Here is a 26,288-nt window from a genome sequence, read left to right on the forward strand (position 1 = left end):
TCCCCCTTATTGAACAGACACTCCCTTCTACTTGAAAGAGAGTGTCTCTTTTTAATTTTTATAATGATCTTTCAAAACTTTCATCCAATCTTCTTCAAATTCCGTCGATACACCCCAGCCATCGACAATACCAGACAGATTTGCCATGTTCACTGCTTCTTTAGACGCTTGGATTTGCTTTTGTGAAATAAGTGAAGCCTCCAAGTCATAGGTTTGCGGCGTTTCTTCGCCCGCTAATTTTTTAGCCAATATCCTCATATTCACTGCACCGATCAACTTGGGATCTACTGCTGCCGTGTAGGACCATGAGCTATCAGCCGATTGGATTTCCTGGAGATCTGCATTCGAGACATCTATTCCATATATCTTCACTTCATCGCGGCCCGCCTCTTTAATCGCCCGGGCTGCACCGATAGCAAAGGCATCCCATGTTGCGAAAATGGCATCCAATTTACCTTTAGGGTATTTATTCAGCATTGCGGCTACAGCATTTTGTGTCTGAACCGATGTATCAGCAGATGCCACTCCGAATCTTTCGACTTCTTTGATCCCAGGATTTTCTTTTAATTTTTCCTGATAGACTGCATTTCTTCTTACCATTGGAGGAAAACCGTCCACCCAAAGGTATGCAATTGCCGCTTTACCTTTCTGTTCTTTTATCAGCTTATCAAAAGCCAGTGTTGCCAACGCTTCATCATCTTGTGAAGTTAATGTCACGCCTTCTATTTTAGATAGATCGCTTATTGAATCGAATGTGACAACGCTTTTACCTGCATCAACCAACTTTTGAACGTCATTCACAGTTGCTGCATCATCACCATGTGAAATGATATAGCCGTCATAATCTGCCTCCAAAGCCTGCGCTATCGCATCATGGAATTTAGCCGTATCACCATTGGCTGTGTACGTATCCACTTGAAACCCCAGTGCTTCTCCTTCTTCCTTCGCCCCCGCCAGGTATTGGGCCGTATGATCATCACCGCCAATTTTACGGATCACTTTGATTCTGGCTCCATCTCCATCAGCGAATCTTTCCGGAACATTTTCAAATGATACTTTTTCTTCTTTCTTCGACTCTGTGGAACTCTGACCTGTAGAGCACCCCGTTAAAAGCAAAGCCGAAGCGATGGCTGAAATGAATATACCTTTAATAGACCTTTTCATCTTGTTTCCCTCCATTTTTTCTTATTAGTCTTATCAGTTAAGTTGGTGTAAATCCCAAAATAAAAACCTCTCTAATATAGAGAGGTTTAATCGGCTGTTTTGCAGACTTGTCCCTCTCTTATCTGTCAAAACATTTCTGTTTTGCAGGATTTAGCACCAATTCCTAATGGAACGGTTGCTGGGCATCTTAGGGCCAGTCCCTCCGCCACTCTTGATAAGAGATATATCGTGTTACGTTTTCGTAATTATCACTTTATAGGGATATAGTCGTAAAGTCAATAGATTTTTGAATATTTGAAATGTTCCCCGTTATTTTTTATTTTCTTTGAAGCTGGGCTAGACGCTTTTTCTCAATCTTTTCAAGCCGCTCCAACTGCCTTAATTTCACTTCGAACAAAGTGATAGGGTCACGGTAAACTTCCGGATTTTGTTTCATATGCTCCAATGCAGCCTGGTAGTCTTTTATTTCAGTCTGCGTTTGCTCTATCGTTTTTTGAAGTAATGCAAATGAACCGCGATAGAAAAGGGAGATGTCACGATCCAAAGATTTTTCAAACAATCCAAATTGGGTAAGGAAACGCTCCGTGATCATTTCCGCAACATCCAGGTAATCTTCACTTTCCAGGTATTTCTTATAACGATTGTACATATTGGCTTTATTTTGCGGTATCGCCCCAAACAGCTTCCCTGCCCCTTTAAGCAGTAATTGAGATGGAGTCCTGCGCAAAAGGATATTGACGTTTTCGATGCGGATGCTGCTTGTCATCCGGTCGGCATCACGGCGCCAGTCATCCAATACTCTGAAGTCGCCTGCAAGCGTAATCCGTTCTTCTTTGTATAATTCATTGAAACCGGCACTCATCTCATCCATAAACTGCTGGCTTTGTGAGAACTCCATTTGGGAACTGGCAATCCAGTCTTGAAGAGAACGGTAATATTGAGGCATGATCTTGTCAGAAATGAAGTTTTGAATCCGCTCATTCATTTCCTGATTTAACTGTACATGGACCTGACTGAAATCACTGCTTTCCGTTAACGATTTAGAGCAATCCCTCAGTAATTCAGGAATTTTTGAATAAAGCTGATTTTTCACTTCGTCCTTAAGCGAACGATACGACCTTATGATATTTTCACTTTTTTCTTTTTCCAAATCAGCCAATTGGTTGACCGCCCCATTCAGCTTGACTTCCATCTGTTCATTCCAAGAGATGGAATGCTCGCATTTCCGCTCATTGGCTGCCCGTTTTTCTAATAGATAAGATAAAGTTTTACGAATGAATGCCAGGATTTTTTCAGATCTTCTTTCCTTCCAATTATCATCTTGATAATTCGATTGAAGGAAGGCTGAAAGGTCCTTCAATTGCTGCCTGCTGTCATAATGTTTGGAGAAAGCGAACACTTTCGCATTCGGGAAATATGCATTCACTTTATCCCATGTTTCGTCTTCCATCCGGACTGCGACCTGATCACTGTATATCGTATCCATTTTATTTAATAGGAAATGGATCGGCAGTTTCGGAGCCATCATTTGAATTTCCAATAACAGATCCCTTTCGCTGCCGGTGAAAGGAGCCCGGGCGTCAAGAACGAACATCAGGCCATCACTGCCATGTAAATAGCCTTGGAAATCGGATTCCACGCTTTGTTCCCCATTGAACCCCGGTGTATCCAATAACCGCAGATGATTATTTCTTAGGTAGTCACTGATGATTGTCACATCGACAATAGTCCCGCGCTGACGGCGTGTTTCATCCAAATCAGTTAGCTCCTCGACAACTTTGCTATCTGTATCGGTAATTTCAAGGATTTCCAAATCATCCCCATCTTTGACACTGACTAGGGAAGAATGGTCCTCAGCAGCAATGCTCTCGCCAACGATTGACTGAATAAAGGATGTCTTGCCATTTCCTGTACTTCCTGCAAGAAGGAGATTGAAATTCCTGGTATCCTTAAGCCCCTCCACCATCCATTTAAGCTTATTGCCAACCCTTAAATCATTATCTTCAGCCCACTGGATAATGGAATTGAACAGTTTCTCTCCCGCTTCCAGTCCGCCTCCCAATTTAGGCGATTTCGAAAGCAGGCTCTCTGCATCCTGAATGACCAGCGCATTGACCGTATCCGGGAAGATTTCATTCCAGGACAACGTGGACGCCGCCGCAAACAGCGAAAGCTCCCCGTCTGCGATTTTGAGCCAGTTTTCCAGCAACCTTGGCACGACAGGACTTAATTCTTTGATTAGATGCGTTCCTTCTAACAGACCTGCATATGCATCCCTGTAATAGACGGAAAGCTCATCCCATACATCCGCATGGTTCAATTCGATGGTATCTATCAAATTATTAATCACTCTTAACCATTCGAAATAAGAATCCGTATATTTATAATTTTTCCAAAGGGCAACCGTCATTTTCTCGAAACGTTCCTGGTCGAGTGTGTATAACGAACCAAGGACAGTTGAGAAATAATCCGGCTCCATCGATTGGGCAACACCTTGCTGGATATACGTTTTCAGCACATCGAACCAGCCCATTGACTCTGTACGGATACTTTCATTCGCCGCTAATACCACCGCACTGTTCCAATCCTTTTGTTCTTCAAAAAAGGCGCGTGCGATTTCCGTGACATTCGGGTAGTCCGGTTGAAACTCGACTGCTTCTTTCACGACTTTGGAAGCCAAATCATTTCTCGATTCCACTATGTACAGGGAAAACAGCTGCAAAAGAACCTCTGTTTTCAAGACCGCTTCATCCGTATCGACGGATTTATAGATATCCTCTGCGGTTGAATACATTTCCAGTTCAAAATAAGCATCAGCGATGTTTTTCTTCGCCCATGAACCAAGTTCCCCTTCTATGTTTTCCCATTTAAAAATGGCTGCCTCATAGTCATGATGCTGAAAATATACTTCTCCTTGAGCAAATCGAATTGCGGTTAAATCCGCTCTTTCCTTTTTTTGTTCCACGAGAAACATTTCACCCAAAGCTTGAATGGGGTGCTTCCTTGTATCCTCAATCATCGTTTCATAATATTTTTTTCCGATCAGACGTTCGTCCATCTTTATTCCCCCGATATATTTCATATTTTCAATTAAAGGATAATCACTGATTCTATAAGCCTTCTAGTAGACCTAACATTCAATCTATAGGTTCCTTTAGTTAAAAAATCATTTACAAAACCTTAAAATGTTATTTTAGCAAAACAATATGGTAACAACATGTCACCACTCTTACAATTTTAAAACAGAAACAATTGGAACTGTAATGTTTTTAATAATCCGATACAGAGATGTCATTTCCATATTCGAGAAAATATGTTTTTTCTAGAGGTGAGCGAACCATTCTTTATCCCTCTAAATTACCAGAAGCCCACCCTTCAACTTACCTATAAACGGTAAAAAGCAAAATCCCCCTGCCTCTTCCATATAAAAAAGCAGTACCCTCATTCATAAAAGGTAACTGCTCTCTGATAAGCTCCGAACAGTACTTGTCCTTTGACAAATTAGGATTATACCCCTGTACGCTTACGTTGGTTATTCGGCTTTTTGGTCAACTGGCTTTTAAGCTGTTTCGTTTTTTTCACAACGCCTGTTTCCAGTTTATCTTTACTTGATCCCGCTTGCTTTTGAGCCAGTTTTTGTTTGACTGCATCCGCCAGGCTTAATTTTTTATTTTCAGACATACTGTTGTCTCCTTTAGTGTTCTGCCTTCTATTATAATATAGTTGGGATTAGAAAGATAATAGGGAGTTATAGCCTATTCTTGTTCAAAAAATCCTCTGGATAAAGGAAGTTTCGCTAACGAGGGACTAATTTCCTGCTCCTTTTAAAGGATTTATGATAAATTATGTTGACTTCATAATCAGAATTTGCTAAATTGTCTTTATATTATAAAATCTATGAAGAGAAAGAGTAAGATGGGAACCCTGTTCCACAGAGAGTCGACATGTGGTGGAAGTCGATGTCCAAGGCCTATCCGAAAATCATCTCTGAGATGCAAAGCTGAAAATGCAGTAGGCTTTGACGGGTTTCCGCCGTTACAATGGATCACGTATGAATTCGTACGTTGACTGAGTGCCGCAGCTTCTTTGTAGTGCGGAATATGGGTGGTATCGCGAGCACAAACTCGTCCCTGATTTTCAGGGGCGAGTTTTTTATTTGCACAAAACACTTTAATTAGCCTTTTTCAGGCCAGTCGGCGAGAGTTATCATTTTTAAAAAAAGGAGAAATCACCATGAAAAAAACAGACACATTATTTATCGGCCTTATGCTTTTCTCAATGTTCTTCGGAGCGGGGAATCTTATATTCCCTCCATTTTTAGGAGCATCTTCAGGAACTTCATTCTGGCCGGCCATTGCCGGTTTTGTCGCCACCGGAGTCGGCCTGCCAATTTTGGTGCTTCTTGCAGTCTCACTTGTTAAGGGCGGGGCACAAACCATCGGTGCCCGTGTACATCCACTATTCAGCACGTTGTTCATGGTTGTCATCTATTTAAGCATCGGGCCGTTCCTCGCCATTCCGCGGAATGCGAATGTTGCCTATGAAATGGGCTTCAAGCCGTATCTTGGAGACTCAATGAATCAATCACTATTTCTATTCATGTTCACAACCGTATTTTTCATCATCGTTTATGCCATTTCATTGAATCCAGAAAAAATGGAAACCTTCATGGGACGCTGGATTACACCCGTTCTTCTTTTATCCATGGTCATTCTCTGTGTCGTTGGGTTCGTAAAGCTTGATGCTCCATTCCAAGCTCCAACCGAAGAATATGCTGCAGGAGCATTTTCGAAAGGGTTCATTGAAGGCTACAACACGATGGATGCTCTAGCTTCCCTGGCTTTTGGGATCGTCATCCTTACTTCAATCCAGCAAAGGGGGATTTCAGAACGAAAGCAATTGACGAGATATACAGTAAAAGCGGGTCTCATCGCTGGTGTTTTGCTTTCTTTAGTTTATATCTCCTTAGGAGTAATCGGAGCACGCATGGCAGCAGATGGTTCATTCGAAAACGGAACGGATATCCTCACTGTCGCATCGACCCTTTTACTTGGAACTGGCGGAAAGGTCCTTCTCGGCATCATTTTCACTTTAGCATGCTTCACCACCGTTGTCGGATTGACCACTGCTTGCGGACAGTATTTCTCGAAACTTTTCCCCAAACTGAACTATAAAACCGTCATTCTGATTGTAACAATCGTCGGTTTCATCCTTTCAAATATGGGTCTGAATCAAATTCTGAAAGTATCGGTACCATTCCTTGTGATGGCTTATCCGTTAACGATCGTCCTGATTGTCCTGACATTCTTCAGCCGTCATTTCAAAAACCCGAAGAAGGTTTATCGCAGTGCAATGACTTTCACAGGAGTTTTCGCCTTGATGGATGGACTGAATGCTTTCGGCCTACAATTAGGACCGGTGCAAACCTTGAGTGATGTCCTTCCCCTTTCCGCCTACGGCATGGAGTGGATCATCCCTGCTCTCGTCGGTACAGCCCTTGGCGTTCTGCTCAGTCAAATCGGACAAACAGCGCCAGCTGAGGAGTTTGAAATCGAAACACTATAATAATGAAGTAAGCAGGTGATTTTACAGATCATCTGCTTATTTTGTGCACGCCTGCATTGCTTTATTTTGGAAATCGACATCCGCTTTTTGTTATGATGGGGTCAAAGGAGATGATAAGTAATATGTCTAAGCAAACCCGTATTGGTAAAACAGATCTGTATGTAAACCCGATTGGCCTTGGCACGAATGCAATTGGCGGACATAACCTTTTCCCTAATCTAAGTGAGGATACAGGAAGGGATGTTTTGAGAACGGCATTGGAAGAAGGAATCAACTTTTGGGATACAGCTTACATTTACGGTCCTGAACGTTCAGAAGAACTTATCGGTGAAATCCTTAAAGAGAGTCGCAAACGCGAAGACATAGTCCTTGCCACTAAAGGGGCACACAAATTTGTCGATGGGAGCATCGTTTTTGATAACTCTCCCGCTTTTCTGAAAAATGCCGTGGACTTGAGTCTAAAAAGGCTCCAAACAGACTACATCGACTTATTCTATATCCATTTCCCTGATCGCGATACCCCTAAAGATGAAGCAGTAGGTGCCTTAAAGGAATTGAAGGATGCAGGTAAAATCAAGTCAATCGGCGTCTCGAACTTTTCGTTCGAACAATTGAAGGAAGCGAATAAAGACGGCTATGTCGATGTCCTGCAATCCGAGTACAATCTATTCAAACGGGAGGCAGAACAAGACCTGCTGCCATATACAGCCGAAAATGATATTTCCTTCATTCCTTATTTCCCGCTTGCGTCCGGTCTGCTCGGCGGCAAATATAATCAGGAATCAACATTCGATGACGGCCGGGCAAAAAGTCCGCTTTTCCAAGGACAAGCCTTTGTAAGCAACCTGCAAAAAGTGGAAGAAGTACGGGCGATAGCCAACAGGAAGCATACCGAAGTTGCCGATGTCGTCCTAGCTTGGTATTTAACTCGGCACTCGATTGATGTACTCATTCCCGGAGCGAAAAAGCCAGAACAGGTCACACGCAACTTACAAGCATTGGATGTCGATTTAACCATGGACGAAATTGCCGAAATCAGTGCCATTTTCGCTTAATTATAGATGTGAAAAAGGCTGTTCAGTTTAAGCTGAACGGCCTTTTTATCCTGCTCTGCGGTTCATCCTTGTACTTAAATTAACCGTAGGCTCTCTATATTGCTTAGGTACCTCTACTTTGTTATATTTAGTGAATATTCCATAAATTAAGGAAGAGGCAGTCTTATGAAAAAATCTATTGTTATTTTATTTCTTATCTTGGCAAATTTGTTCTGGGCCGGTAATTACATTTTCGGAAAATACGTTGTGACAGAACTTTCCCCGATCCAGCTAACATTTGCGCGATGGCTAATTGCCGTTTTCTTATTGTTTCCTTTAGCGCAGTGGATTGAAAAGCCACACTGGAAGACTGTATGGAAAGCCTGGAAATTATTATTAGTCTTGGGTGTGCTCGGGATCATCAGTTATAATTTTTTCCTTTATTGGGCTTTAACCTATACAACTTCCATGAATGCCGCTCTTGTCAATTCCATGAACCCTGCCTTAATTGTTCTTTTTTCCGCTTTGCTATTAAAGGAGAAAATTTCATCCCTCCATGCACTCGGACTTATCATTTCTTTATTCGGCGTTTTATTGGTTTTGACAAAAGGACACCTTCTGGATATTTTCCAGCTCAGCTATAATAAAGGTGACCTATTGATGATCCTGGCGATTCTCGTTTGGACCTTCTATTCAATAATCGGTAAAAAACTGAAAAACATTCCGATCATCTCTGCTACTGCCGTTTCCGTATTTCTCGGATTGATTCTCGTCGCTCCATTTGCCATTGGTTCGGGAATGAACCTTGAATTAAGCAGTAAAGCCATCACAGGTCTCTTATATATTGGAATCTTCCCGTCTGTCGGCTCATTTATTTTCTGGAATGTTTCCCTTCGTCATATCAATGCCGGCCAGGCTGGAATTTACCTGAATCTGATTGCTGTATTTACCGCCATCCTTAGCCTGGTTTTAGGTCATGCGATTTCGCTCATCCAAATCCTCGGTGGCATCCTGGTCTTTATAGGTGTCTACCTGACAAGCAAAAAGAAAAAGGCATATCCGGCAGCTGTCACGAGGAACATGTAAAGAACATCCAGTAATTCTAACCAACGAACGCTTTCTGTCTTTTCCCCTTGTCTATGCACCATGATTTACGTTATCCTTTAAAGAAGAAAATCTGAATGTAAAGGTGTGCTTTAGTTGAGGATCAATAAATTTATCAGTGAATCCGGAATTACCTCGAGACGAGGCGCAGACAAATGGATAGCCGATGGCCGTGTGACGATTAATGGCATGGTAGCTGAGCTTGGCAGTCAAGCTGAACCCGGCGATGATGTCCGTGTCGACGGCAAGCCGATAAAAGTCGAACAGCAAAATGTCTATATTGCACTGAATAAACCGATAGGGATTACAAGTACGACCGAAAAACACATAAAAGGGAATATCGTTGATTTTGTAAATCATCCGCTTCGCATTTTTCATATCGGACGGCTGGACAAGGACTCAAGCGGTCTGATTCTTCTTACAAATGACGGAGACATCGTAAATGAAATCCTTCGTGCAGAAAACAAGCATGAAAAAGAATACATCGTAACCGTGGATAAGCCAATTACCGCGTCCTTCATTAAAGATATGTCCTCCGGAGTGGAGATTTTGGATACGAAAACACTTCCTTGCAAAGTTGAGCAGTTGACCAAATATACATTTAACATCACTTTGATGCAAGGACTGAACAGACAAATCCGCCGTATGTGCTCCGCACTGGGCTATGAAGTCCGTGATTTACATCGAATCCGGATCATGAACATCCATCTGGACGGACTGGCGAACGGACAATGGCGCGACCTGACCGAGGATGAATTGACGGAACTATTTAAGGAATTGGATTACACCCCAAGGCAAAGATGATAATGAAGATGCCCCCAGAATTCCGGGGGCATCGCTTTTTAAATTTCAGAAGAATTTTCAGCAATCATTTGCTTTTTAGTATTGCGGATATTCTCGTGAGTTTTGCTGTTTTTTTACTCGTGAGTTTTCCACTTTTACTCGGAACATGCATGCAAACCTCGCGTTGGGATAACTGATCGAGCCGCCACTAATCACAGCAATTTTGAGGGTTTCCATGTGATGGTTGCCCCGGCATTCAAGCAGTCTTCCATGTGATAGCAATGCTTTCATCGCATCGCCTGTCCATTGATTTGGCCAATCCCTTTATGGTGTACTTACCCGAACTGGCGTTTAAATACTTTACTGGCGAAGAAGTAAGCGATGACCATGATGCCGACGCACCAGGCAAGCGCAATCCAGATATCGTTCCCAACAGACCCTTCATACAAAAGGGCACGAATCGCATTCACGATTGAAGTCACTGGCTGGTTCTCGGCGAACGCACGGACAATTTTAGGCATGGTTTCGGTGGGGACAAAGGCCGAACTGATAAACGGCAGGAAAATCAGCGGGTACGAGTAGGCTGTCGCCCCTTCCAAAGACCCCGCTGTCAATCCAGGAATGACCGCCAGCCATGTCAGCGCCAGCGTAAACAGCACGATTATCCCAGCTACTGCTAGCCAATCCAGGATATCAGCGCTGGAACGGAAGCCCATCAAGAGTGCGACGAGGATAACAACGACGACAGTAAGCAAATTGGATACAAGCGAGGTCAACACGTGAGCCCACAATACCGACGAGCGCTTGATGGGCATGGTAATGAAACGCGCCATCAACCCGCTCTTTACATCCGTAAACAGCCGCACGGAAGTGTAAGCGACGCCGGATGCGATAGCCATCAGCAAGATTCCCGGCAATAAATAATTGACGTAGTTGTCCGTGCCTGCCTCTATGGCGCCGCCAAATACGTAGACAAACAGCAGCATCATCATAATCGGCGTAATCGCCACCGTGATAATTGTATCCGGGCTGCGCATGATGTTGCGCATTAAACGCCCTAGTAATACCCCTGTTTTGCTATTCATTTACAACTCCTCCTTTTTGCCGATGATTGCGAGGAAAATTTCCTCCAATGTCGGCTGCTTCTCGATGTACTCTACTTTTGCTGGCGGGAACATCTCCTTGAGTTCGGTAAGGGTCCCGGTCGAGATGATTTTTCCGCCATGCAGGATGGCGATACGGTCCGCCAGTTGTTCGGCTTCCTCCAAGTACTGGGTCGTCAGCAAGATTGTCGTGCCGCCTCCAGCTAGCTCCTTGACCGTATCCCAGACTTCAATCCGCGCTTCGGGGTCAAGCCCTGTCGTCGGTTCGTCGAGAAAAATGACTGCTGGCGTCCCGATCAGGCTCATGGCGATGTCAAGCCGGCGCTTCATCCCGCCGGAATATTTATCCGCCCGGCGGTTGGCCGCATCGTTCAGGCTGAATCTCGCAAGCAGATTGTCGGCGACTTGAGCGGGATTGGAAACTCCCCGCAACTTGGCGATCATCAGCAGGTTTTCCCGCCCGGTGAGCATGCCGTCTAAAGCTGCAAACTGCCCTGTCAGGCTGATGCTCTGGCGAACATGATCCGGTTCACGTTGAACGTCAAAGCCGCAAATACCTACTTCACCGCAATCGGACTTCATCAGAGTCGAGAGGATGTTGACCGTCGTCGTCTTGCCCGCTCCATTTGAGCCCAGCAGTGCGAAAATTTCGCCACGCCGCACCTCAAAATCCACCCCCTTTAAGACTTCATTGTCTTTAAATGACTTTTTTAACCCTTTTACAGAAATCACTGCATTGCTCATACTTTTTCCTCCTTTTAATAGCGCAGTAATGCCGCTTATAAGATTCGTATTTATCCTTCCGAGCGCCCAGCGGAACTAAATTGCCTATAGTCCTCTATTTAGTCTGACTGATAATCTGTATAACTTACTACCGAGTTAAAATATAACTGAATAGCGAAGGTGGCATTTCACATTTGTAACCAGCTATTCAGTCGGAATTATTTATTGAATTTATTTTTTCCCAATCGCTTCATGATACTGTCATTCAAATCCTCACGATACTTGGCGAAATAGGTTCTAGCATTTGCCACTAGTTCGTCGGCAAAGGACGCCACATCGTCCCCAGTGATTTCCAGCACTTGCCTGCCTTCCGCAGCACCTGCTTCGAACAACTCGATTAATTCATACTGCATGTGCAGCATATCCATCCCGTTGCCCGCTGAGAAATTCCACATATAGTTTTGAATTTTCTTAAATACAAATTGGTAGTCCTCTGGCAGAGCTTCAACCCGTGCCATCATCATTTTATACTCTTTTTTATCACCAATCATTTTTTTGAATAATTCCATCATGTTATTTTTCCTCCTTTTTTATAAACAAGACACTCCAAAAATAGCGTACGGAATATCTTATGAAGCTAGATTGACTTTAAGACATTGATTTTTGATGATACAAAATCCCATTTTTCCCAAAACAATTCAAGTTCCTGGCGTCCAGCCTCATTAAGTGAGTAAAACTTGCGGGGCGGCCCCATATCTGACGGTTTCTTTTCTATGTTCACCAGTTTTTTCTTTTCTAATCGCACGAGGATGGTATAGACGGTCCCTTCCACGACTTCAGTAAATCCAAGCTCGTTCAGGCGGCGGGTAATCTCGTAGCCATAGGTTTCATGGCGGCTGATGATTTCCAGCACGCAGCCTTCCAGCGAACCTTTCAGCATTTCAGTTAAATTTTCCATGTTCAGAGCCTCCTCTATTTTGTGACTTGTAACTTAGTTCTGAGGGGAATTTTTACTGAATAGCTTTTTGAATGTATTCACGCTATTTAGTATTACTTATTACAACTAAACTGTAACACCGAGTAGCAGAGGTGTCAACTCCTATTCTTAATAACATTTTTGCAACTTCACTATTCAGTGCTGTCGGTATCCAGTGTTACTTACTATAGAGTATGCTGTAACACGTAGTAGGTGACTGTCAACTTGAATTTTTTTTAAAAACCAGCTATCTCCATTGGATACAGCTGATTTCTTTTATGAAGCCTTTACTTCCTCCTATGCTTCTTGTTTACACGTATATTAAGAAAGGCGAAAGATTTCGGTATATTGACAGTTCCAAGAGCCCGTTTAAAAGTAAGGGTGGAAAGGGTCATACATAATATGTTTGTCTCTAACACAATTGATGTGAAAAAGATAACATATTATTAATTCCTCTTTACTCGTGAAGTTTTACACTTTTACTCGAGAATTATACTGTTATACTCGTGAAATTCACGCCTTTACTCGTGAATTTCGCACTTTTTCTCGTGAGTTTCACGCTTTTACTCGTGAGTTTCACACTTTTACTCGTGAGTTTTACACTTTTACTCGTGAGTTTTACACTTTTACTCGTGAATTCCACTTTTTCATGAGCAACGAACAACATAAAAAGCAACCTGCGTTAGGCTGCTCGTTATCAACTCTAAATTATACCCACCATAAATCAGTTGGGCTTTCGTTTATGAGTACAGTTTTCAGATTGGTTACGGCCCGTTGGAAGCCTTCTTCAACTGACATTAGCGGATCTTCGTGTTCGATGCTGACGACGTAATCGTAACCGTATGTGCGAAGGGCACTCATGATGTCGGACCACTCTTGCAGGCTGTGGCCGCATCCTACCGAGCGAAAGTTCCAGGCACGGCTCTGGATATTTCCATATGGCTGCATGTCGGTTAACCCATACATATTGATGTTATCCTGATCCAAGTATGTGTCTTTTGCGTGGAAGTGGTAGATTGCTCCCGCTTTCCCGAGGATTTTGATGGCCCCGACTGGTTCGATGCCTTGCCACCAAAGATGGCTTGGATCAAGGTTGGCGCCTATTGCATCAGATGTAGCTTCCCGAAGTTTTAACAAGGTGTAGGGTGTGTGCACAAGAAAGCCCCCATGCAGTTCAAGGCCGATTTTTATATTGTGTTCATCGGCAATGGCGGCCGCCTTTTTCCAATAGGGGATCAATTTTTCTTCCCATTGCCATTTCAGCACATCTGTATACTCATTCGGCCATGGGGCGACGGGCCAGTTTGGATATTTAGCTCCTTCGTGATCACCTGCTGTACCGGAAAAGGTATTGACGACCGGGACGTTCAGTAAGGATGCAAGCTTGATTGTTTTAATCAGTGTTTCATCACTTTCTTTAGCGAATGCTTCATCTGGAGAGATTGGATTGCCGTGGCAGCTGAATGCACTGATCGTTAACCCTCTTGTTTGAACGGATTCGAGGTATTTTTGGCGCTTTTCTTCACTTTCGAGCAGTTCATCGAGTGGACAATGGATATTCCCTGGATACCCGCCTGTACCGATTTCAACTGTTTTTAATCCGGAATCCGCGACATAATCAAGCATATCCTCGAATGATTTTTGAGCAAATAGCACTGTAAAGATCCCTAATTTCACATGCCCCACCTCACCTTTTTCATTAATTTATGCTCATGACCTTCCCACTTGCCGAGCTTTGATAAATGGCTTCGATTATTTTTGAAACTTTCATGGCTTCCGATGGTTTTACCAATGGTTCTGCCAATCCTAGGCAGCTATTAATAAAGTTCTCTGCCTGTTGCAGGTCTGGTGTATCTTCCCCTGGCATCCATACTGCTTCACTATTTAAAAGCATGCCGTGCTTAGCCTGATTCAAGACTAAAGGGAACACATCAAGTCCGCCCTGCGTTCCGGATAAACTCAAAACAGTTGCTTCTTCACGGATATTCGCGGCCCAGGATGTTTCGAATAATAGAGATGCTCCGTTGGCAAATTTGATATATGCAGTGGCATGGTCATCCACTTCAAATACCGAGGCATCGAAATTCCCCCATAAATTGACCTGATCGACACCCTTACTTACATAATTATATGTCGAACCTACGATTTCAATCGGTTCTGGGTCATCCATCAGCCATAATGCCAAATCAAGCAAATGGCAGCCGTAATCAATCACGCTTCCTCCGCCTTGCAATTCCTTGCTTGTAAAAACTCCCCAGCCAGGGACTTTGCGTCGTCTGATTGCCTGTACACGCGCTACATACGGTTCACCGATCTCACCGGCCTGAATCATTTTTTTTGCAGCCTGAGCTTCCTTCATGAAGCGGTAATGATAAGCAGTCGATAACACTTTACCTGATATGTTTGCAGCCTCGGTTATTGCTAAACATTCCTCAGTTGTAATGGCCATCGGCTTTTCACATAATACATGAACACCCGCTTGCAGAGCAGCAATGGAAATCTCCGCATGGAACTTATTAGGCGTTGCAATCGTAACAGCATCCACTTCAGCAAACATTTCTTCATAATTGGTGAAAACCTTCTCGATATGAAATTCACGCGCCACTTCTCGCGCCTTCATTTCATCTATATCCTGAATGGCGTATAAAACCACTTTATCTTGAAATTTTTGAAAAGCTGGGATATGCCTTTTTTGGGCAATTCCGCCAGCACCGATAATACCCATTTTTAATTTGTACATGATGACTTTTAACCCCTTTATAAGCGGATGATTTTTCGGGATGCATTTGATTCCATCGCGCCAAGAATGACTTTTAATGATTTTAATCCTTCAACTCCTGAGACAAGAGGCTCCTCATTGTCCACCACACATTTTACAAAGTGGCTGATCACTTCGGAATCATGCTGTCCTTCTGAGTCATTAGTCTGGATGCTTCCTAATTGGGTGGTTTCTGTCTTTCCATTATCATGATGGATGATCAGTGAGTATTTCGGATCGTCTTCAAGGCGCAATACCGCTTTTTCCGCATAAATGACCGTAGCATTGTCTTCTTTTGCATAAGACCAGCTGGCGGTAAGAGTTCCGATGATACCGCTCTCCGTCCGGAGGATACAGGCCGCACTGTCATCAACGTCTGTATTTTTCTTGGCAGTCGTTTCCACAAAGGCTCCCACTTCAACAAATTCTTCTCCAAGGATATACCGTAATAAATCAGCTTTATGAACGCCTAAATCGCCCATTGCACCAATGACTGCCTGATCCTTCTTAAAAAACCAGCTTTCCAGTCCGTCCACGCTCCAGGTTTCCGGCCCGGAATGTCCAAAAGCCGTCCGGAAGCTATAGACCCTCCCTAGGTCCCCGCTCTCAATAAGCTGTTTCGCTTTTTGATGAGAAGGAACAAAACGCTGATTATGACCAATCATTAGTATTTTGCCGCTTTTCGCTGCTGCTGCATTCATTTTTTCAGCGTCCACCAAAGAAGTAGCCATTGGTTTCTCACAAAGGACATGCTTACCAGCTTCCAAGGCTGCAACCGTGATGCGTGCATGCAGGTAATTCGGTGTACATACACTGATCGCTTCAATCTCCTCATTCTTCAAAAGTTCTATATAATCAGTATATGCTTGGGCGCCATACCTTTGTGCTGCTGCATTCGCCCGGTCCTGCACAATATCACAAACAGCAATAATCTCCGTTTCATGATGTGCATCATACTCCGGAAAATGCCTGTTTTTTGCGATACTCCCGCATCCAATGACTCCTACCTTCACTTTGCCCATTTTGTTCTCTCCTTCACTTCATCTCTTTGAGATGGATTCCAACGGTTCGGCTTTCCCATAGTTCGTTACGACTCCAGATTCCGGCTTGACCCAATCAACGGCATTCTTAATTACTCGTTGAATCTCCGGATTATGGAAAGTAGGATATGTTTCATGACCTGGACGGAAATAGAAAATCTTCCCTTTTCCCCGCTGATACGTGCAGCCGCTTCTGAATATCTCCCCGCCTTCAAACCAACTGACGAATATCAATTGATCTGGTGCAGGAATATCAAAATGTTCCCCGTACATCTCTTCCTTCTCAAGCTCTATATATTCTCCAATTCCATTAACGATAGGATGACTGGGATCGACAACCCAAAGCCGTTCCTTTTCATCCGCGACCCGCCATTTCAAATCGCAAGTCGTGCCCATAAGCCGTTTGAAGATTTTTGAAAAATGACCGGAATGGAGGACGATGAGACCCATACCCTCGAGTACTCGCTTGTGGACCCTTGCAATGATTTCATCCTGAACTTCATCATGTGCAACATGCCCCCACCAAAGAAGTACATCGGTTCGTTCCAGCGCTTCTTCAGTTAATCCATGCTCTTCTTCATCGAGAGTAGCGGTCCTCACCTCGACCTGATCACTTTGTAAAAAGCTAGCAATTGCACCATGGATACCATCTGGATATACTTTTGCCACTTCAGGCTTTGTTTTCTCGTGGCGATACTCATTCCATACCAGGACTCTCATGAACAACCTCCTCCATTCTAGATTCATTTCACGGCAACTTGCTTTTCATGTTTAACTATTACCTCTTTATCCATAACGCAAACGTTTGCGTTAGGTGTGATCAAAATATAAGAACATACTTATTGACTTCAGTAAGTATGAATTTTCAAAAATAATAGTGATAATCTATATTGTAAATTTATGTTAGCAAAAATCAAGCTTTAATTGGTAAAACATTTCTACATTTTTCATTTAATTTCCTTTTCAGCAACAAAATGCGACTCCCGCTTTATGATTTTGGTAGGAATACTGATACTCTTTTCCATCATTTCCGGATTTGCAATTAGATCGAACACGCATTTTGCCGCCTCAAACCCTAACTGATACGTATGGATATCAACCGTTGTCAGCGGCGTACTTAAAAATTCTATGAATTCTGAGTGGTTAAAACAGACGACGCTTATTTGCTCTGGCACTTTCAAGTTCTTTTCAGCTAACACCCCAAGCAAGAGAACACCCAATAAAAGATCCATAACCAAAAATGCGGTTGGTGCCTCTTTCAGTTCCAGCAATTCATCAATGGCCTTTATTCCATCCGTTCGATTTAAAGGAATCAATTTGATATATTCCTGTCGCACATCCAGCCCGGCCTGCTCCATCGCTTGTTGAAAACCTGTCAAGCGGTCCTGGATCACCTCAAACTCGGGACTGCCCCCTAAAAAGGCGATTCGCTCATGTCCAAGACTTATTACAAACTCCGATACTTCCCTGGCCGCTTGAACATTATCGTTATCAATGAACGTGATTCCGCTCATGTTCGTACTTGGCTTCCCGATCAAAACGAACGGGAAGCCCTGCTTTAATAAATACGGCACCACTTTATCGTCCTTTTTAGAGTACAAAACAATCATGCCATCCACTCTTCTGCCCTGAACCATTTTCACGACATCCTCAAAGATTGCATCCTCCGTCTCGCCGGTTGTCAGGGAAAGACTGTACCCTTCTTTATTACAGAAATCCCCGATGCCTCGGATCACTTCTGGAAAAAAGGGATTATAAAGTGATTCCCTTGCCGAACTTTTCATGACGATCCCAATGGCCTTAGTTGACTTCGTGACTAAGTTCCGGGCATTTTCATTCATATGATAGCCCATTTCCTTTAATACCTTGCGTACTTTACGCTTTGTCTTTTCACTGATTGTCGGGCTGTTATGGATTACACGCGATACCGTTGATGGAGCGACATTTGCTTTTTTTGCAACGTCTTTTATAGTAACAGACAAATTCATCAACACTCCCCGTTCACCGCACATGGCTTAATATTCCCTATATTTAAATAGTTATTTAACTGCTCCATCTGCAATTCCTTTGATAATTTGCCTCTGAGCAAAAAAGTACGCAATGATGACTGGAATGATGGATAAAGTAAGTCCAGCCAAGGCAAGATGCCATTGCTTCGTATATTGACCGAAAAAGAAGAATAATTTAAGCGGGATGGTCTCCGATCCTGCACCGCCAATAACAAGGGATGGCAGCAAATAGTCGTTCCATATCCAAATGACATTTAAGATCCCAACGGTAATGGACATCGGTTTTAATAATGGAAAAATGATATACCAAAATACTTGAAAGCGGTTTGCACCATCAATCTTTGCTGCCTCATCAAGTGAGAGGGGAATCCCTTTTAAAGTACCATGATAAAGGAATATGGAAAGACTGCAGCCAAAACCTAAATACATGAAAATCAGTCCGGCCTTGTTCAACATCCCCAGCTGTCCGAATTGGGCAACGAGCGGTATCATCACAGACTGAAACGGGATCAGCATGGCTGCTACAAACACAAAGAAAAGCAGGGAACTTATTTTACTTTTGTTTCGGGAAAGAGCGTATGCTGCCATCGCAGAAAAGATGATGATGATGACTACACTGACGCCCGATATCAATAAAGAATTGAATAAAGTCCGGAGGAAATCCAATTGCTCGAAAGCTTGAGTGAAGTTTTCGAATGTCCAGGTTTCAGGCAGTCCCAATGTATCGGCAAATATATCCCGTTTCATTTTAAAAGCATTGACAAGCATTAAATAAAACGGAGTGAGCCATAATATGGCCAATATGAATCCGATGAATCCAATCAGCCACAATTTCCATTTTCCCCTCATTACAGCTCAACCTCCCGTTTTTTATTGAAATAGACTTGTGTCAGCGAAACGACCGCCACGATTACGAAAAAGATAACGGCTTTTGCCTGTGCATATGCCATATCGTTTTCGGTGAAGGCGGATTTTACAATGTTCATCGCAACCATTTCAGTTGAATTATAGGGAGCTCCATTCGTCAAGGAAAGGTTTTGATCATAGATCTTGAACGAGTGGGAAAGCGTCAAAAACAAACTGACGGTAAAAGCAGGTGCCACTAGCGGAAAAGTTATATGGCGAAAACGCTGGAAGCTGTTCGCTCCGTCAATTTTTGCCGCTTCTATCAAGTCTTCAGGAACAGCCTGCAGATAGGCAATATAAATGATCATGATATATCCGGCCATCTGCCAAGACGTTAAAATGATCAATCCCCAAAAACCTGTATCAGTCGTTGATAACCACCCATTAAATGCTTCGATCCCAGTCAAATCACCAATCGCACCGAAGACCTTAATAAAAATGAACTGCCAAATAAAGCCGAGTATCAAGCCGCCAATTAAATTGGGCATAAAGAAAACTGTCCGCAATATGTTGCTTGATTTAATTTTCGAAGTCACGATGAGGGCCAAACTTAATCCGATGATATTGATTACCACAATTGCCGCTACGGAAAATTTAATGGTGAACCAAAATGTATCAAGGAACCCTTTGTCCGTAAACAAGTCTATATAATTCTTAAGACCAATGAAATCCGGAGTCCCTAAACCGTTCCAGTTCGTAAAGGAATAATAAAATCCGTAGATGAGCGGCACGATCACAACCAAAATGAGTGCAGCAAGAACAGGTGTCAAAAACAGCCAATATGCAGCATCCCGATTTCTCAACGAAACCGACCTCCTTCAAATGATTTAATAGTTAATGGGTTTAGATCATGACTGTGTTATTTGATGAATCCCTTGTTGAGGCAAATTCCCTCAGCGACTTTTCTATAATAAGGAACAACCAATCGACACATTTTTCATGCCGATTGGTCACTTGCATTTCCCAACGCTTATTTGCTATGAATCTTCTCCCAATTTTCAATGTTCTGTTGGACAAGTTCCTCCCAAGTCAATTTACCAGTTACGTATTTTTGGACACTTGCACCAAGATCATCATTCCAACCGACCGGATATCCATTAAACACCCACCCAATCGTATTTCCTTCTTGGGAGTATTTATAAATTTCTTTTGAAATTGGATCGGCAATTTTTTCTACATCATATCCTTCATAAGCAGGAATGAATTTAAAGTCTTCCAAAACGGCTTTCTTCCCTGCTTCGGATGTATACATCCAATCGAGGAACTTCTTCGCCGCTTCCTGTACCTTTTCATCCGATTTCTTGTTCACTGCCCAATAGTTCGGTACGCCGACTGGCATGCCTGCATTGTCTCCATTTGGAATCGGGATGATGCCAATTCCCTTTTCAGCTAACTCAGGATCCATATCATAGACTGTGTTATAAACCCAGTTACCTTGCTGAATGATCGCAACCTTTTCAAGCGAGAACAGCTCCTCCACTTGTTGGGAATAATCAAGACTTGCTGTCGGCTGGACGGAATACTCATTTTGGATATCGACCAATTGTTTAAACTTGTCACCATCCGTGAATTTAACCGTAGGTGCTTTACTTGCTTCTAACACATTTCCATCAAACTCCGGTGATAAGAATACATTGGATAAATGGTTTCCTGTCACCCACTTCTCTTTTACCGGATATGCGAAAACTGCTTCGAGCTTCAATTTGTCTTTTTGTGAATCGATTTTCTTAACTGCCGCCTCTAAGGCTTCATAACTTGTAATTTCATCAGGATTAATTCCGGCTTCTTTAAATATTCGTTTGTTATAGATCAAGCCGTATCCTTCCTGGTTAAATGGAAGTCCAAGGACTTGCCCGTCCTCTTCCACGCCATCCAAAGTACCGTCAAGCGCTGCAGCAGCAGCTTTAGTGTCCTTTAAATCTGTTAATCTATCTTTATATTGTGCGACATCTACCGGTCCGCCAATGTTAAAAACCGCTGGCTCCTCACCTGAAGCGAACTTTGCCGTTATGGCAGATTTATAATCATTACCGCCGCCGACTGTCGATACCTTGATCTTCACATTTGGATTTTCTTTTTCATATTGTTTTGCCAATGTCTCGAATTGCGACTTGAATTCTACCTTGAATTGAAATATATCGAGCGTCACGACATCCTTTGAGTCGCTGTTTCCGCCAGTTGAAGAAGAGCATCCTGCCAAAATTACACTAAAAATTAATAAAACAGTAAGAATTCCCCCGTACCATTTTTTACGCCTCATGCCTACCCACTCTCCCTTTTTCTCATAATATTCATGCAATTTTAAGAAAACGTTTGCATAAAATTAGTAAAATAAAAGCCATTCATTCTATAAAATTCATAGTCTAGCGTACTTCTTTTACATCACCTCCTCACAAAAAAATGTTGCAAACGTTTACATTTATGCGCTTTATATTACCACCAAATTCCATACTTTACAATAAAATTGTAGTATATTGTAAAAAAAGGATGTTAAGAACTCTCTTAATCTAATTATATGATTCGGAAACCTTTGATTATTCCTTTATCCGATTATTTATTGTACGGGCCATTTTCATTCCTGGCATTATACGAAAAAAGGGAAACCCGTCGGTTTCCCTCTTATCACTTCAATATCATCTTCACATTGGAAGGACCGTATTCATCCTTCAATTCATAATATTTATCGCTTGCTTGTCCAAATTCCTTAAACACACCGCTAATGATCAATTCATTCGTTTCTTTATCAACGACACTGTACTTGATATTGCTTTTCCCAAACTTTCTGTCATCCACTTTTAAAAGGATCATCTTGGACACCTCCACATTTAATGGCTGCACTCCTCAGGGTGTGTGGTTTCTTACTTACATAATATAACAAATTATTATGAATTTACAGATTTTTTGCAGTACAAAATAAAAAAGCCTATCAAGGCCTTTTCATTTCGCTTATACTTTATTCGCGTCAGGACTTCGAGATATCCAGGAATCCTTCACCAAATACGTCCCGAACGTCATGTATGGCTATAAACGCATTGCTATCCGTTGACTGCACTATTCTCTTTAACTTTAGCACCTCTTGCTTACTTATAACGATATATAAAATATCCTTGGATGCCTTTGTATAGTATCCATGGCCGCTAAAAACAGTGACACCCCGGTCCATCAATTCGGTTACTTGCTTTGCAATCTGGTCCGCTTCTTTTGAAATGATGGTAATCGCTTTTTTCGGGTTCAATCCCTCAATGATGAATTCCATCGTTTTTGTTCCAATATAAAGCATAAGGATAGTGAGCATCAGACCTTCTGCACCAATGATGAAATAAGATGAGAACGCAACGATTAAATCGAAAAACAGAAGTCCATAGCTTAAGCTCCATCCCAAATACTTATTAGTAATTCGGGCAAGGATTGTCGTACCGGCAGTAGTGCCCCCAACACGAATGATCATGCCAATTCCTGCACCGGCAAAAACCCCGCCAAATATCGCATTGATGACCAATTCATCTGAAGATATCGTCCAACTTTCGGTTAAATGAAGGAAAAGTGAATTGAATGCAACGGCTACGATTGTATATACCGTTGTTAATTTCGACAAAAATTTATAGCCGACAATGAGCAGGAAAGCGTTAATGATCAAACTTAACAGCCCTGGTGACCATTCAAAAAGATAAAACAAAATGATGGTTATCCCAGTGACTCCTCCCTCACCAAGCTCATTGGGAATGACGAAAAGATTTATTGCCAAAGCGAAAATAAAAGCTCCTATTAATATAAAGAAAACATCCAAAGAAATCTTTTTCATATTTATACCCTTCCTTTATGTAATGGTTAATGTGAATTCGGTTAATTTCACTGCTCTATAGTAACATGGAATTCCATTTAATCCTTCAAAGATTTGAAGGTTTAACAAAAAGACTACCTTTGAAGTTAGATTATCTTCAATGAATGAGCTTAATACATAAGAAGTCACTATTTTCACTAAGCTTTTTTATACATTAGCTTAACAAAGCCGCTGCCCGATTCTCCTTTATTCAAAATAACCAACCAGCTTTTTTTGACCCTTGATTTCTCCAGATTAATGATTATTAGTTTATTCTCATGCTCCTTTTCAAAGCTTGACAGTTTCATTGAGTCATGATTAGAATGTTTTATATGTTAACCTGTATTAATTTTAGTTGACATATAAAAAGGAGAATGGCCATGCACAGTGAAAAACAATTGCCTTGTTGGGAAGAAAAAATAAAAAAAGAACTGGCTCATTTAGAAGAGATTTCGCAAAAGCGTGAACTCGTATCAACCGTATGTGCCGAGCAGCCTTGGCTTACAATCAACGGGTGCAGGATGCTTAATCTAGCTTCTAATAACTATTTAGGGTATGCCGGAGATGAGCGGCTGAAAAAGGCTATGGTTGATGCAGTACATACATATGGTGCAGGAGCAACGGCTTCACGTTTAATTGTTGGCAATCATCCTCTTTACGAGCAGGCGGAACAAGCTCTTGTCAATTGGAAGAAAGCCGAAGCAGGACTCATCATCAATAGTGGATATAACGCAAACCTTGGAATAATCTCCACCCTGCTGTCCCGTAACGATATTATTTATAGCGATAAATTAAATCATGCAAGCATTGTCGATGGAGCTCTTTTAAGCAGAGCAAAGCATATACGCTATCGTCATAATGATTTAGATCATTTAGAAGCATTTTTGAAAAAATCACCGATTGAAGCACGGAAATTAATCGTGACGGATACGGTCTTCAGCATGGATGGTGACTTCGCTTTTCTCGAAGAACTTGTTCGGCTAAAGGAACGTTATAACGCACTGTTAATGACAGATGAAGCACACGGAAGCGGCATCTACGGTAAACATGGTGAAGGCTATGCCGGTCACCTCCATCTTCAAAATAAAATAGATATCCAAATGGGAACATTCAGTAAAGCGCTCGGTTCATTCGGGGCCTATGTCGTCGGGAAAAAATGGCTCATTGACTATTTAAAAAATCGCATGCGCGGATTCATATATTCAACTGCACTTCCCCCGGCCATACTCGGTGCTATAAAAACAGCGATTGAACTTGTGCAGCAAGAACCAGAACGCCGCTCACTGCTCCAAACACACTCAGAACACTTTAGACAAGAACTCACATATTACGGGTTTAATATTTGCGGAAGCCAATCACAAATTGTTCCTATCGTCATCGGGGAAAACGAAAAAGCGATGGAATTTGCTGCACGTTTGCAGAAAGAAGGAATTGCCGCTATTGCTGTAAGGCCGCCGACCGTTCCTGAAAATGAAGCGAGAATCCGTTTTACCGTTACGGCTCTCCACGATAAAAAAGATCTTGATTGGGCAGTTGAAAGAGTTTCGATTATTGGAAAAGAAATGGGTGTTATTAAATGAAACAGCCGAATTTAATCATGCTTCCTGGCTGGGGAATGGAAAAAGATGCGTTTCAACCGTTAATCCAACCGCTGTCAGAACTATTTCACCTTTCATTTATAGACTGGAGAGATATGAAAGCACTAAATGACATTGAAGAACGAGTCATAGAAACAATCACTTCCATAGATGGTCCTGTTTATTTACTGAGCTGGTCATTAGGATCAATAGTATCACTTGAACTTTCAAGTTCCTTTCGAGAAAAAATAAACGGTTTTATCCTTTTTGGCGCAACAAGTCGGTTCACCACCGGAGAAAATTACACATTTGGCTGGGATCCACGAATGGTCGAGCGCATGAAGAAACAACTGCAGCGCAATAAAGAGAAGACTTTGACTTCCTTCTATGAAGCAATGTTTTCCGATACTGAAAAAGAAGCAGGTTTTTATGATCAATTCATCAAGACAATTCAACGCGAGTTTCATGGAGATGATGTGTTTTCGCTTCTGATTGGTTTGGATTATTTACTTCAGAAAGATGCTAGAGCAAGACTCGACCGGATTGAAGCCCCCTTTATATTGCTTCATGGGAGGGAAGACAAAATTTGTCCACTTGAAGCCTCCTCCTTCATTAAAGAAAACCTGGGTGGGCAAGCCGAGCTTCATATTATTGAAGGTGCTGGTCATATTCCATTTTTCACAAAACCACAGAAATGTATGGAGCATATAAAAACATTTATTCAAAAGGAGTACGTTCATGATTGATAAACGATTGTTAAGCAAGCGGTTTAGTGAACACGCGAAAACATATGATGCGTATGCCAATGTTCAAAAAAACATGGCAAGAAAATTAGTGGATTTGCTTCTTCAAAAAAACACCAATCATAAAATCAATATTCTTGAAATCGGCTGCGGCACTGGTTACTTAACCAGGTTACTCGTCAAAGCATTCCCTAATGCCGCCATTACGGCTGTTGATATTGCACCCGGAATGGTTGAAGTGGCGAAAGGAATGACAAAGGAGGACCGTGTTACATTTTTATGTACGGACATCGAAGAAATGGCGCTAAATGAAAATTTCGACTTGATTATTTCCAATGCAACATTTCAATGGCTGAATGATCTTCCTGCAACCCTAGAAAAACTATGTACACGATTAACGGCTGAAGGAAGCCTGATATTTTCAACGTTCGGAATAGATACATTTCAAGAGCTTCATATGTCGTATGAACAGGCGAAAGAAAAGCTTCAGCTTTCCATTGATAGTTCACCAGGCCAAATGTTTTACACACTAGAAGAATTATCCCAAATTTGTGAAGAAGCGCTCCCCTTTTCATCAGCATCTCCAATCGAGATAACAAAAATGGAAAATCTTGAACTGGAGTACTTTCAGACAGTACGTGAATTTTTCACTTCAATTAAAAAGATTGGTGCAGCTAACAGCAACAAAGAAAACTACTGCCAGCGCCCTTCCCTTTTTCGAGAGTTAATCAACATATACGACACAGAATACCGAGATGAATCAGGTGTAAAAGCAACCTATCATTGTTTGTTCTTTAAAATGAAAAAACATGATTAATCCGAAGATAACCATCTGGGATACTTGCAATATATTATACATAAATGCAAATCGTTTAGATAAAGTAACGACTAGTATACCAACCGCTTACCAGGTTCCCATTCAAGCAATTCAGGCCGCCGCCACTCCTAATTCCTTTGGAGAGGCAGCGGCCTTTTACCTATAA

At 42.2% G+C, this 26,288-nt stretch carries 25 protein-coding genes, 1 riboswitch and 1 other annotated feature; of the genes, 8 read left to right on the forward strand and 17 right to left on the reverse strand.

Annotated features, from left to right (window positions below; translation table 11 throughout):
- Positions 1-51 precede the first annotated feature (51 nt).
- The 3 genes from ACSR9O_RS18710 to ACSR9O_RS18720 all read right to left on the reverse strand — a co-directional run bounded on the left by ACSR9O_RS18710 (position 52) and on the right by ACSR9O_RS18720 (position 4,845).
- Positions 52-1,164, reverse strand: coding sequence for a sugar ABC transporter substrate-binding protein (locus ACSR9O_RS18710; protein WP_491724894.1), 1,113 nt, complete (start codon positions 1,162-1,164; stop codon positions 52-54).
- Positions 1,165-1,279: 115 nt separating this feature from the next.
- Positions 1,280-1,385, reverse strand: a riboswitch (SAM riboswitch).
- 95 nt (positions 1,386-1,480) lie between these two features.
- Complete coding sequence (locus ACSR9O_RS18715; RefSeq protein WP_232783005.1) at positions 1,481-4,222, reverse strand: GTPase domain-containing protein; 2,742 nt, start codon at positions 4,220-4,222, stop codon at positions 1,481-1,483.
- Positions 4,223-4,671: 449 nt separating this feature from the next.
- Entirely contained in the window at positions 4,672-4,845 is a 174-nt protein-coding gene (locus ACSR9O_RS18720) for a hypothetical protein (RefSeq protein ID WP_164468807.1), read from the reverse strand.
- 207 nt (positions 4,846-5,052) lie between these two features.
- Positions 5,053-5,299: a binding site (T-box leader), on the forward strand.
- Positions 5,300-5,397: 98 nt separating this feature from the next.
- Between ACSR9O_RS18720 and brnQ the strand changes: the two genes are divergently transcribed.
- The 4 genes from brnQ to rluF all read left to right on the forward strand — a co-directional run bounded on the left by brnQ (position 5,398) and on the right by rluF (position 9,671).
- On the forward strand, positions 5,398-6,729 hold the full coding sequence (brnQ, locus tag ACSR9O_RS18725) for a branched-chain amino acid transport system II carrier protein (protein WP_491724895.1): 1,332 nt from the start codon (positions 5,398-5,400) through the stop codon (positions 6,727-6,729).
- Positions 6,730-6,851: 122 nt separating this feature from the next.
- A complete protein-coding gene (locus ACSR9O_RS18730; protein WP_491724896.1) occupies positions 6,852-7,784 on the forward strand; it encodes an aldo/keto reductase in 933 nt (310 codons plus the stop codon).
- Between the two features lie 165 nt (positions 7,785-7,949).
- Complete coding sequence (locus ACSR9O_RS18735; protein ID WP_491724897.1) at positions 7,950-8,849, forward strand: DMT family transporter; 900 nt, start codon at positions 7,950-7,952, stop codon at positions 8,847-8,849.
- 114 nt (positions 8,850-8,963) lie between these two features.
- Positions 8,964-9,671, forward strand: coding sequence for a 23S rRNA pseudouridine(2604) synthase RluF (gene rluF, locus ACSR9O_RS18740; protein ID WP_434168389.1), 708 nt, complete (start codon positions 8,964-8,966; stop codon positions 9,669-9,671).
- 314 nt (positions 9,672-9,985) lie between these two features.
- Here the strand turns inward: rluF and ACSR9O_RS18745 are convergent, their stop codons facing one another.
- The 14 genes from ACSR9O_RS18745 to ACSR9O_RS18810 all read right to left on the reverse strand — a co-directional run bounded on the left by ACSR9O_RS18745 (position 9,986) and on the right by ACSR9O_RS18810 (position 22,967).
- Positions 9,986-10,735, reverse strand: coding sequence for an ABC transporter permease (locus ACSR9O_RS18745; protein ID WP_262869765.1), 750 nt, complete (start codon positions 10,733-10,735; stop codon positions 9,986-9,988).
- Positions 10,736-11,497 carry an ABC transporter ATP-binding protein gene (locus ACSR9O_RS18750; RefSeq protein ID WP_491724898.1) on the reverse strand — a complete coding sequence of 254 codons (762 nt, stop codon included), beginning with the start codon at positions 11,495-11,497 and terminating at the stop codon, positions 10,736-10,738. It lies immediately after the preceding gene.
- Positions 11,498-11,694: 197 nt separating this feature from the next.
- A complete protein-coding gene (locus ACSR9O_RS18755) occupies positions 11,695-12,048 on the reverse strand; it encodes a DUF1048 domain-containing protein (protein ID WP_034305937.1) in 354 nt (117 codons plus the stop codon).
- Between the two features lie 65 nt (positions 12,049-12,113).
- Positions 12,114-12,434: a PadR family transcriptional regulator gene (locus ACSR9O_RS18760; RefSeq protein ID WP_033796096.1), complete on the reverse strand. Its 321-nt coding sequence runs from the start codon at positions 12,432-12,434 to the stop codon at positions 12,114-12,116.
- 726 nt (positions 12,435-13,160) lie between these two features.
- Positions 13,161-14,129, reverse strand: coding sequence for a sugar phosphate isomerase/epimerase family protein (locus ACSR9O_RS18765; protein WP_101224959.1), 969 nt, complete (start codon positions 14,127-14,129; stop codon positions 13,161-13,163).
- Positions 14,130-14,151: 22 nt separating this feature from the next.
- Complete coding sequence (locus tag ACSR9O_RS18770) at positions 14,152-15,192, reverse strand: Gfo/Idh/MocA family protein (RefSeq protein ID WP_034305944.1); 1,041 nt, start codon at positions 15,190-15,192, stop codon at positions 14,152-14,154.
- Positions 15,193-15,209: 17 nt separating this feature from the next.
- Positions 15,210-16,232 (reverse strand): Gfo/Idh/MocA family protein, encoded by a 1,023-nt coding sequence (locus ACSR9O_RS18775; protein WP_491724899.1) that lies wholly within the window; start codon positions 16,230-16,232, stop codon positions 15,210-15,212.
- Between the two features lie 18 nt (positions 16,233-16,250).
- Positions 16,251-16,970 carry a ThuA domain-containing protein gene (locus tag ACSR9O_RS18780; RefSeq protein ID WP_491724900.1) on the reverse strand — a complete coding sequence of 240 codons (720 nt, stop codon included), beginning with the start codon at positions 16,968-16,970 and terminating at the stop codon, positions 16,251-16,253.
- A gap of 227 nt (positions 16,971-17,197) precedes the next feature.
- Entirely contained in the window at positions 17,198-18,232 is a 1,035-nt protein-coding gene (locus ACSR9O_RS18785; protein WP_101225045.1) for a LacI family DNA-binding transcriptional regulator, read from the reverse strand.
- Between the two features lie 57 nt (positions 18,233-18,289).
- The gene (locus ACSR9O_RS18790; protein ID WP_101224962.1) at positions 18,290-19,108 is read right to left on the reverse strand and encodes a carbohydrate ABC transporter permease; all 819 of its coding nucleotides are present in this window, start codon (positions 19,106-19,108) and stop codon (positions 18,290-18,292) included.
- Positions 19,108-19,968, reverse strand: a complete 861-nt coding sequence (locus tag ACSR9O_RS18795) for a carbohydrate ABC transporter permease (protein ID WP_098370419.1) — start codon at positions 19,966-19,968, stop codon at positions 19,108-19,110. The genes ACSR9O_RS18790 and ACSR9O_RS18795 overlap by 1 nt, the downstream gene beginning before the upstream one ends.
- Before the next feature lie 167 nt (positions 19,969-20,135).
- On the reverse strand, positions 20,136-21,425 hold the full coding sequence (locus tag ACSR9O_RS18800; RefSeq protein ID WP_101224963.1) for an ABC transporter substrate-binding protein: 1,290 nt from the start codon (positions 21,423-21,425) through the stop codon (positions 20,136-20,138).
- Between the two features lie 362 nt (positions 21,426-21,787).
- On the reverse strand, positions 21,788-21,973 hold the full coding sequence (locus tag ACSR9O_RS18805; protein WP_034305959.1) for a hypothetical protein: 186 nt from the start codon (positions 21,971-21,973) through the stop codon (positions 21,788-21,790).
- Positions 21,974-22,127: 154 nt separating this feature from the next.
- The gene (locus ACSR9O_RS18810; RefSeq protein ID WP_101224964.1) at positions 22,128-22,967 is read right to left on the reverse strand and encodes a YitT family protein; all 840 of its coding nucleotides are present in this window, start codon (positions 22,965-22,967) and stop codon (positions 22,128-22,130) included.
- A 398-nt stretch (positions 22,968-23,365) separates the two neighbouring features.
- Between ACSR9O_RS18810 and bioF the strand changes: the two genes are divergently transcribed.
- From bioF to ACSR9O_RS18830, 4 genes are read left to right on the forward strand one after another with little or no spacing between them, the layout of a single operon-like run.
- The gene (bioF, locus tag ACSR9O_RS18815; protein ID WP_230177911.1) at positions 23,366-24,565 is read left to right on the forward strand and encodes an 8-amino-7-oxononanoate synthase; all 1,200 of its coding nucleotides are present in this window, start codon (positions 23,366-23,368) and stop codon (positions 24,563-24,565) included.
- On the forward strand, positions 24,562-25,308 hold the full coding sequence (locus ACSR9O_RS18820) for an alpha/beta fold hydrolase (RefSeq protein WP_491724901.1): 747 nt from the start codon (positions 24,562-24,564) through the stop codon (positions 25,306-25,308). Before bioF ends, ACSR9O_RS18820 begins: the two co-directional genes overlap by 4 nt.
- Positions 25,301-26,122 (forward strand): malonyl-ACP O-methyltransferase BioC, encoded by an 822-nt coding sequence (bioC, locus tag ACSR9O_RS18825; RefSeq protein ID WP_230177913.1) that lies wholly within the window; start codon positions 25,301-25,303, stop codon positions 26,120-26,122. Before ACSR9O_RS18820 ends, bioC begins: the two co-directional genes overlap by 8 nt.
- Positions 26,115-26,288, forward strand: a complete 174-nt coding sequence (locus ACSR9O_RS18830) for a hypothetical protein (RefSeq protein ID WP_491724902.1) — start codon at positions 26,115-26,117, stop codon at positions 26,286-26,288. The genes bioC and ACSR9O_RS18830 overlap by 8 nt, the downstream gene beginning before the upstream one ends.

Source organism: Peribacillus sp. B65, assembly GCF_058513295.1.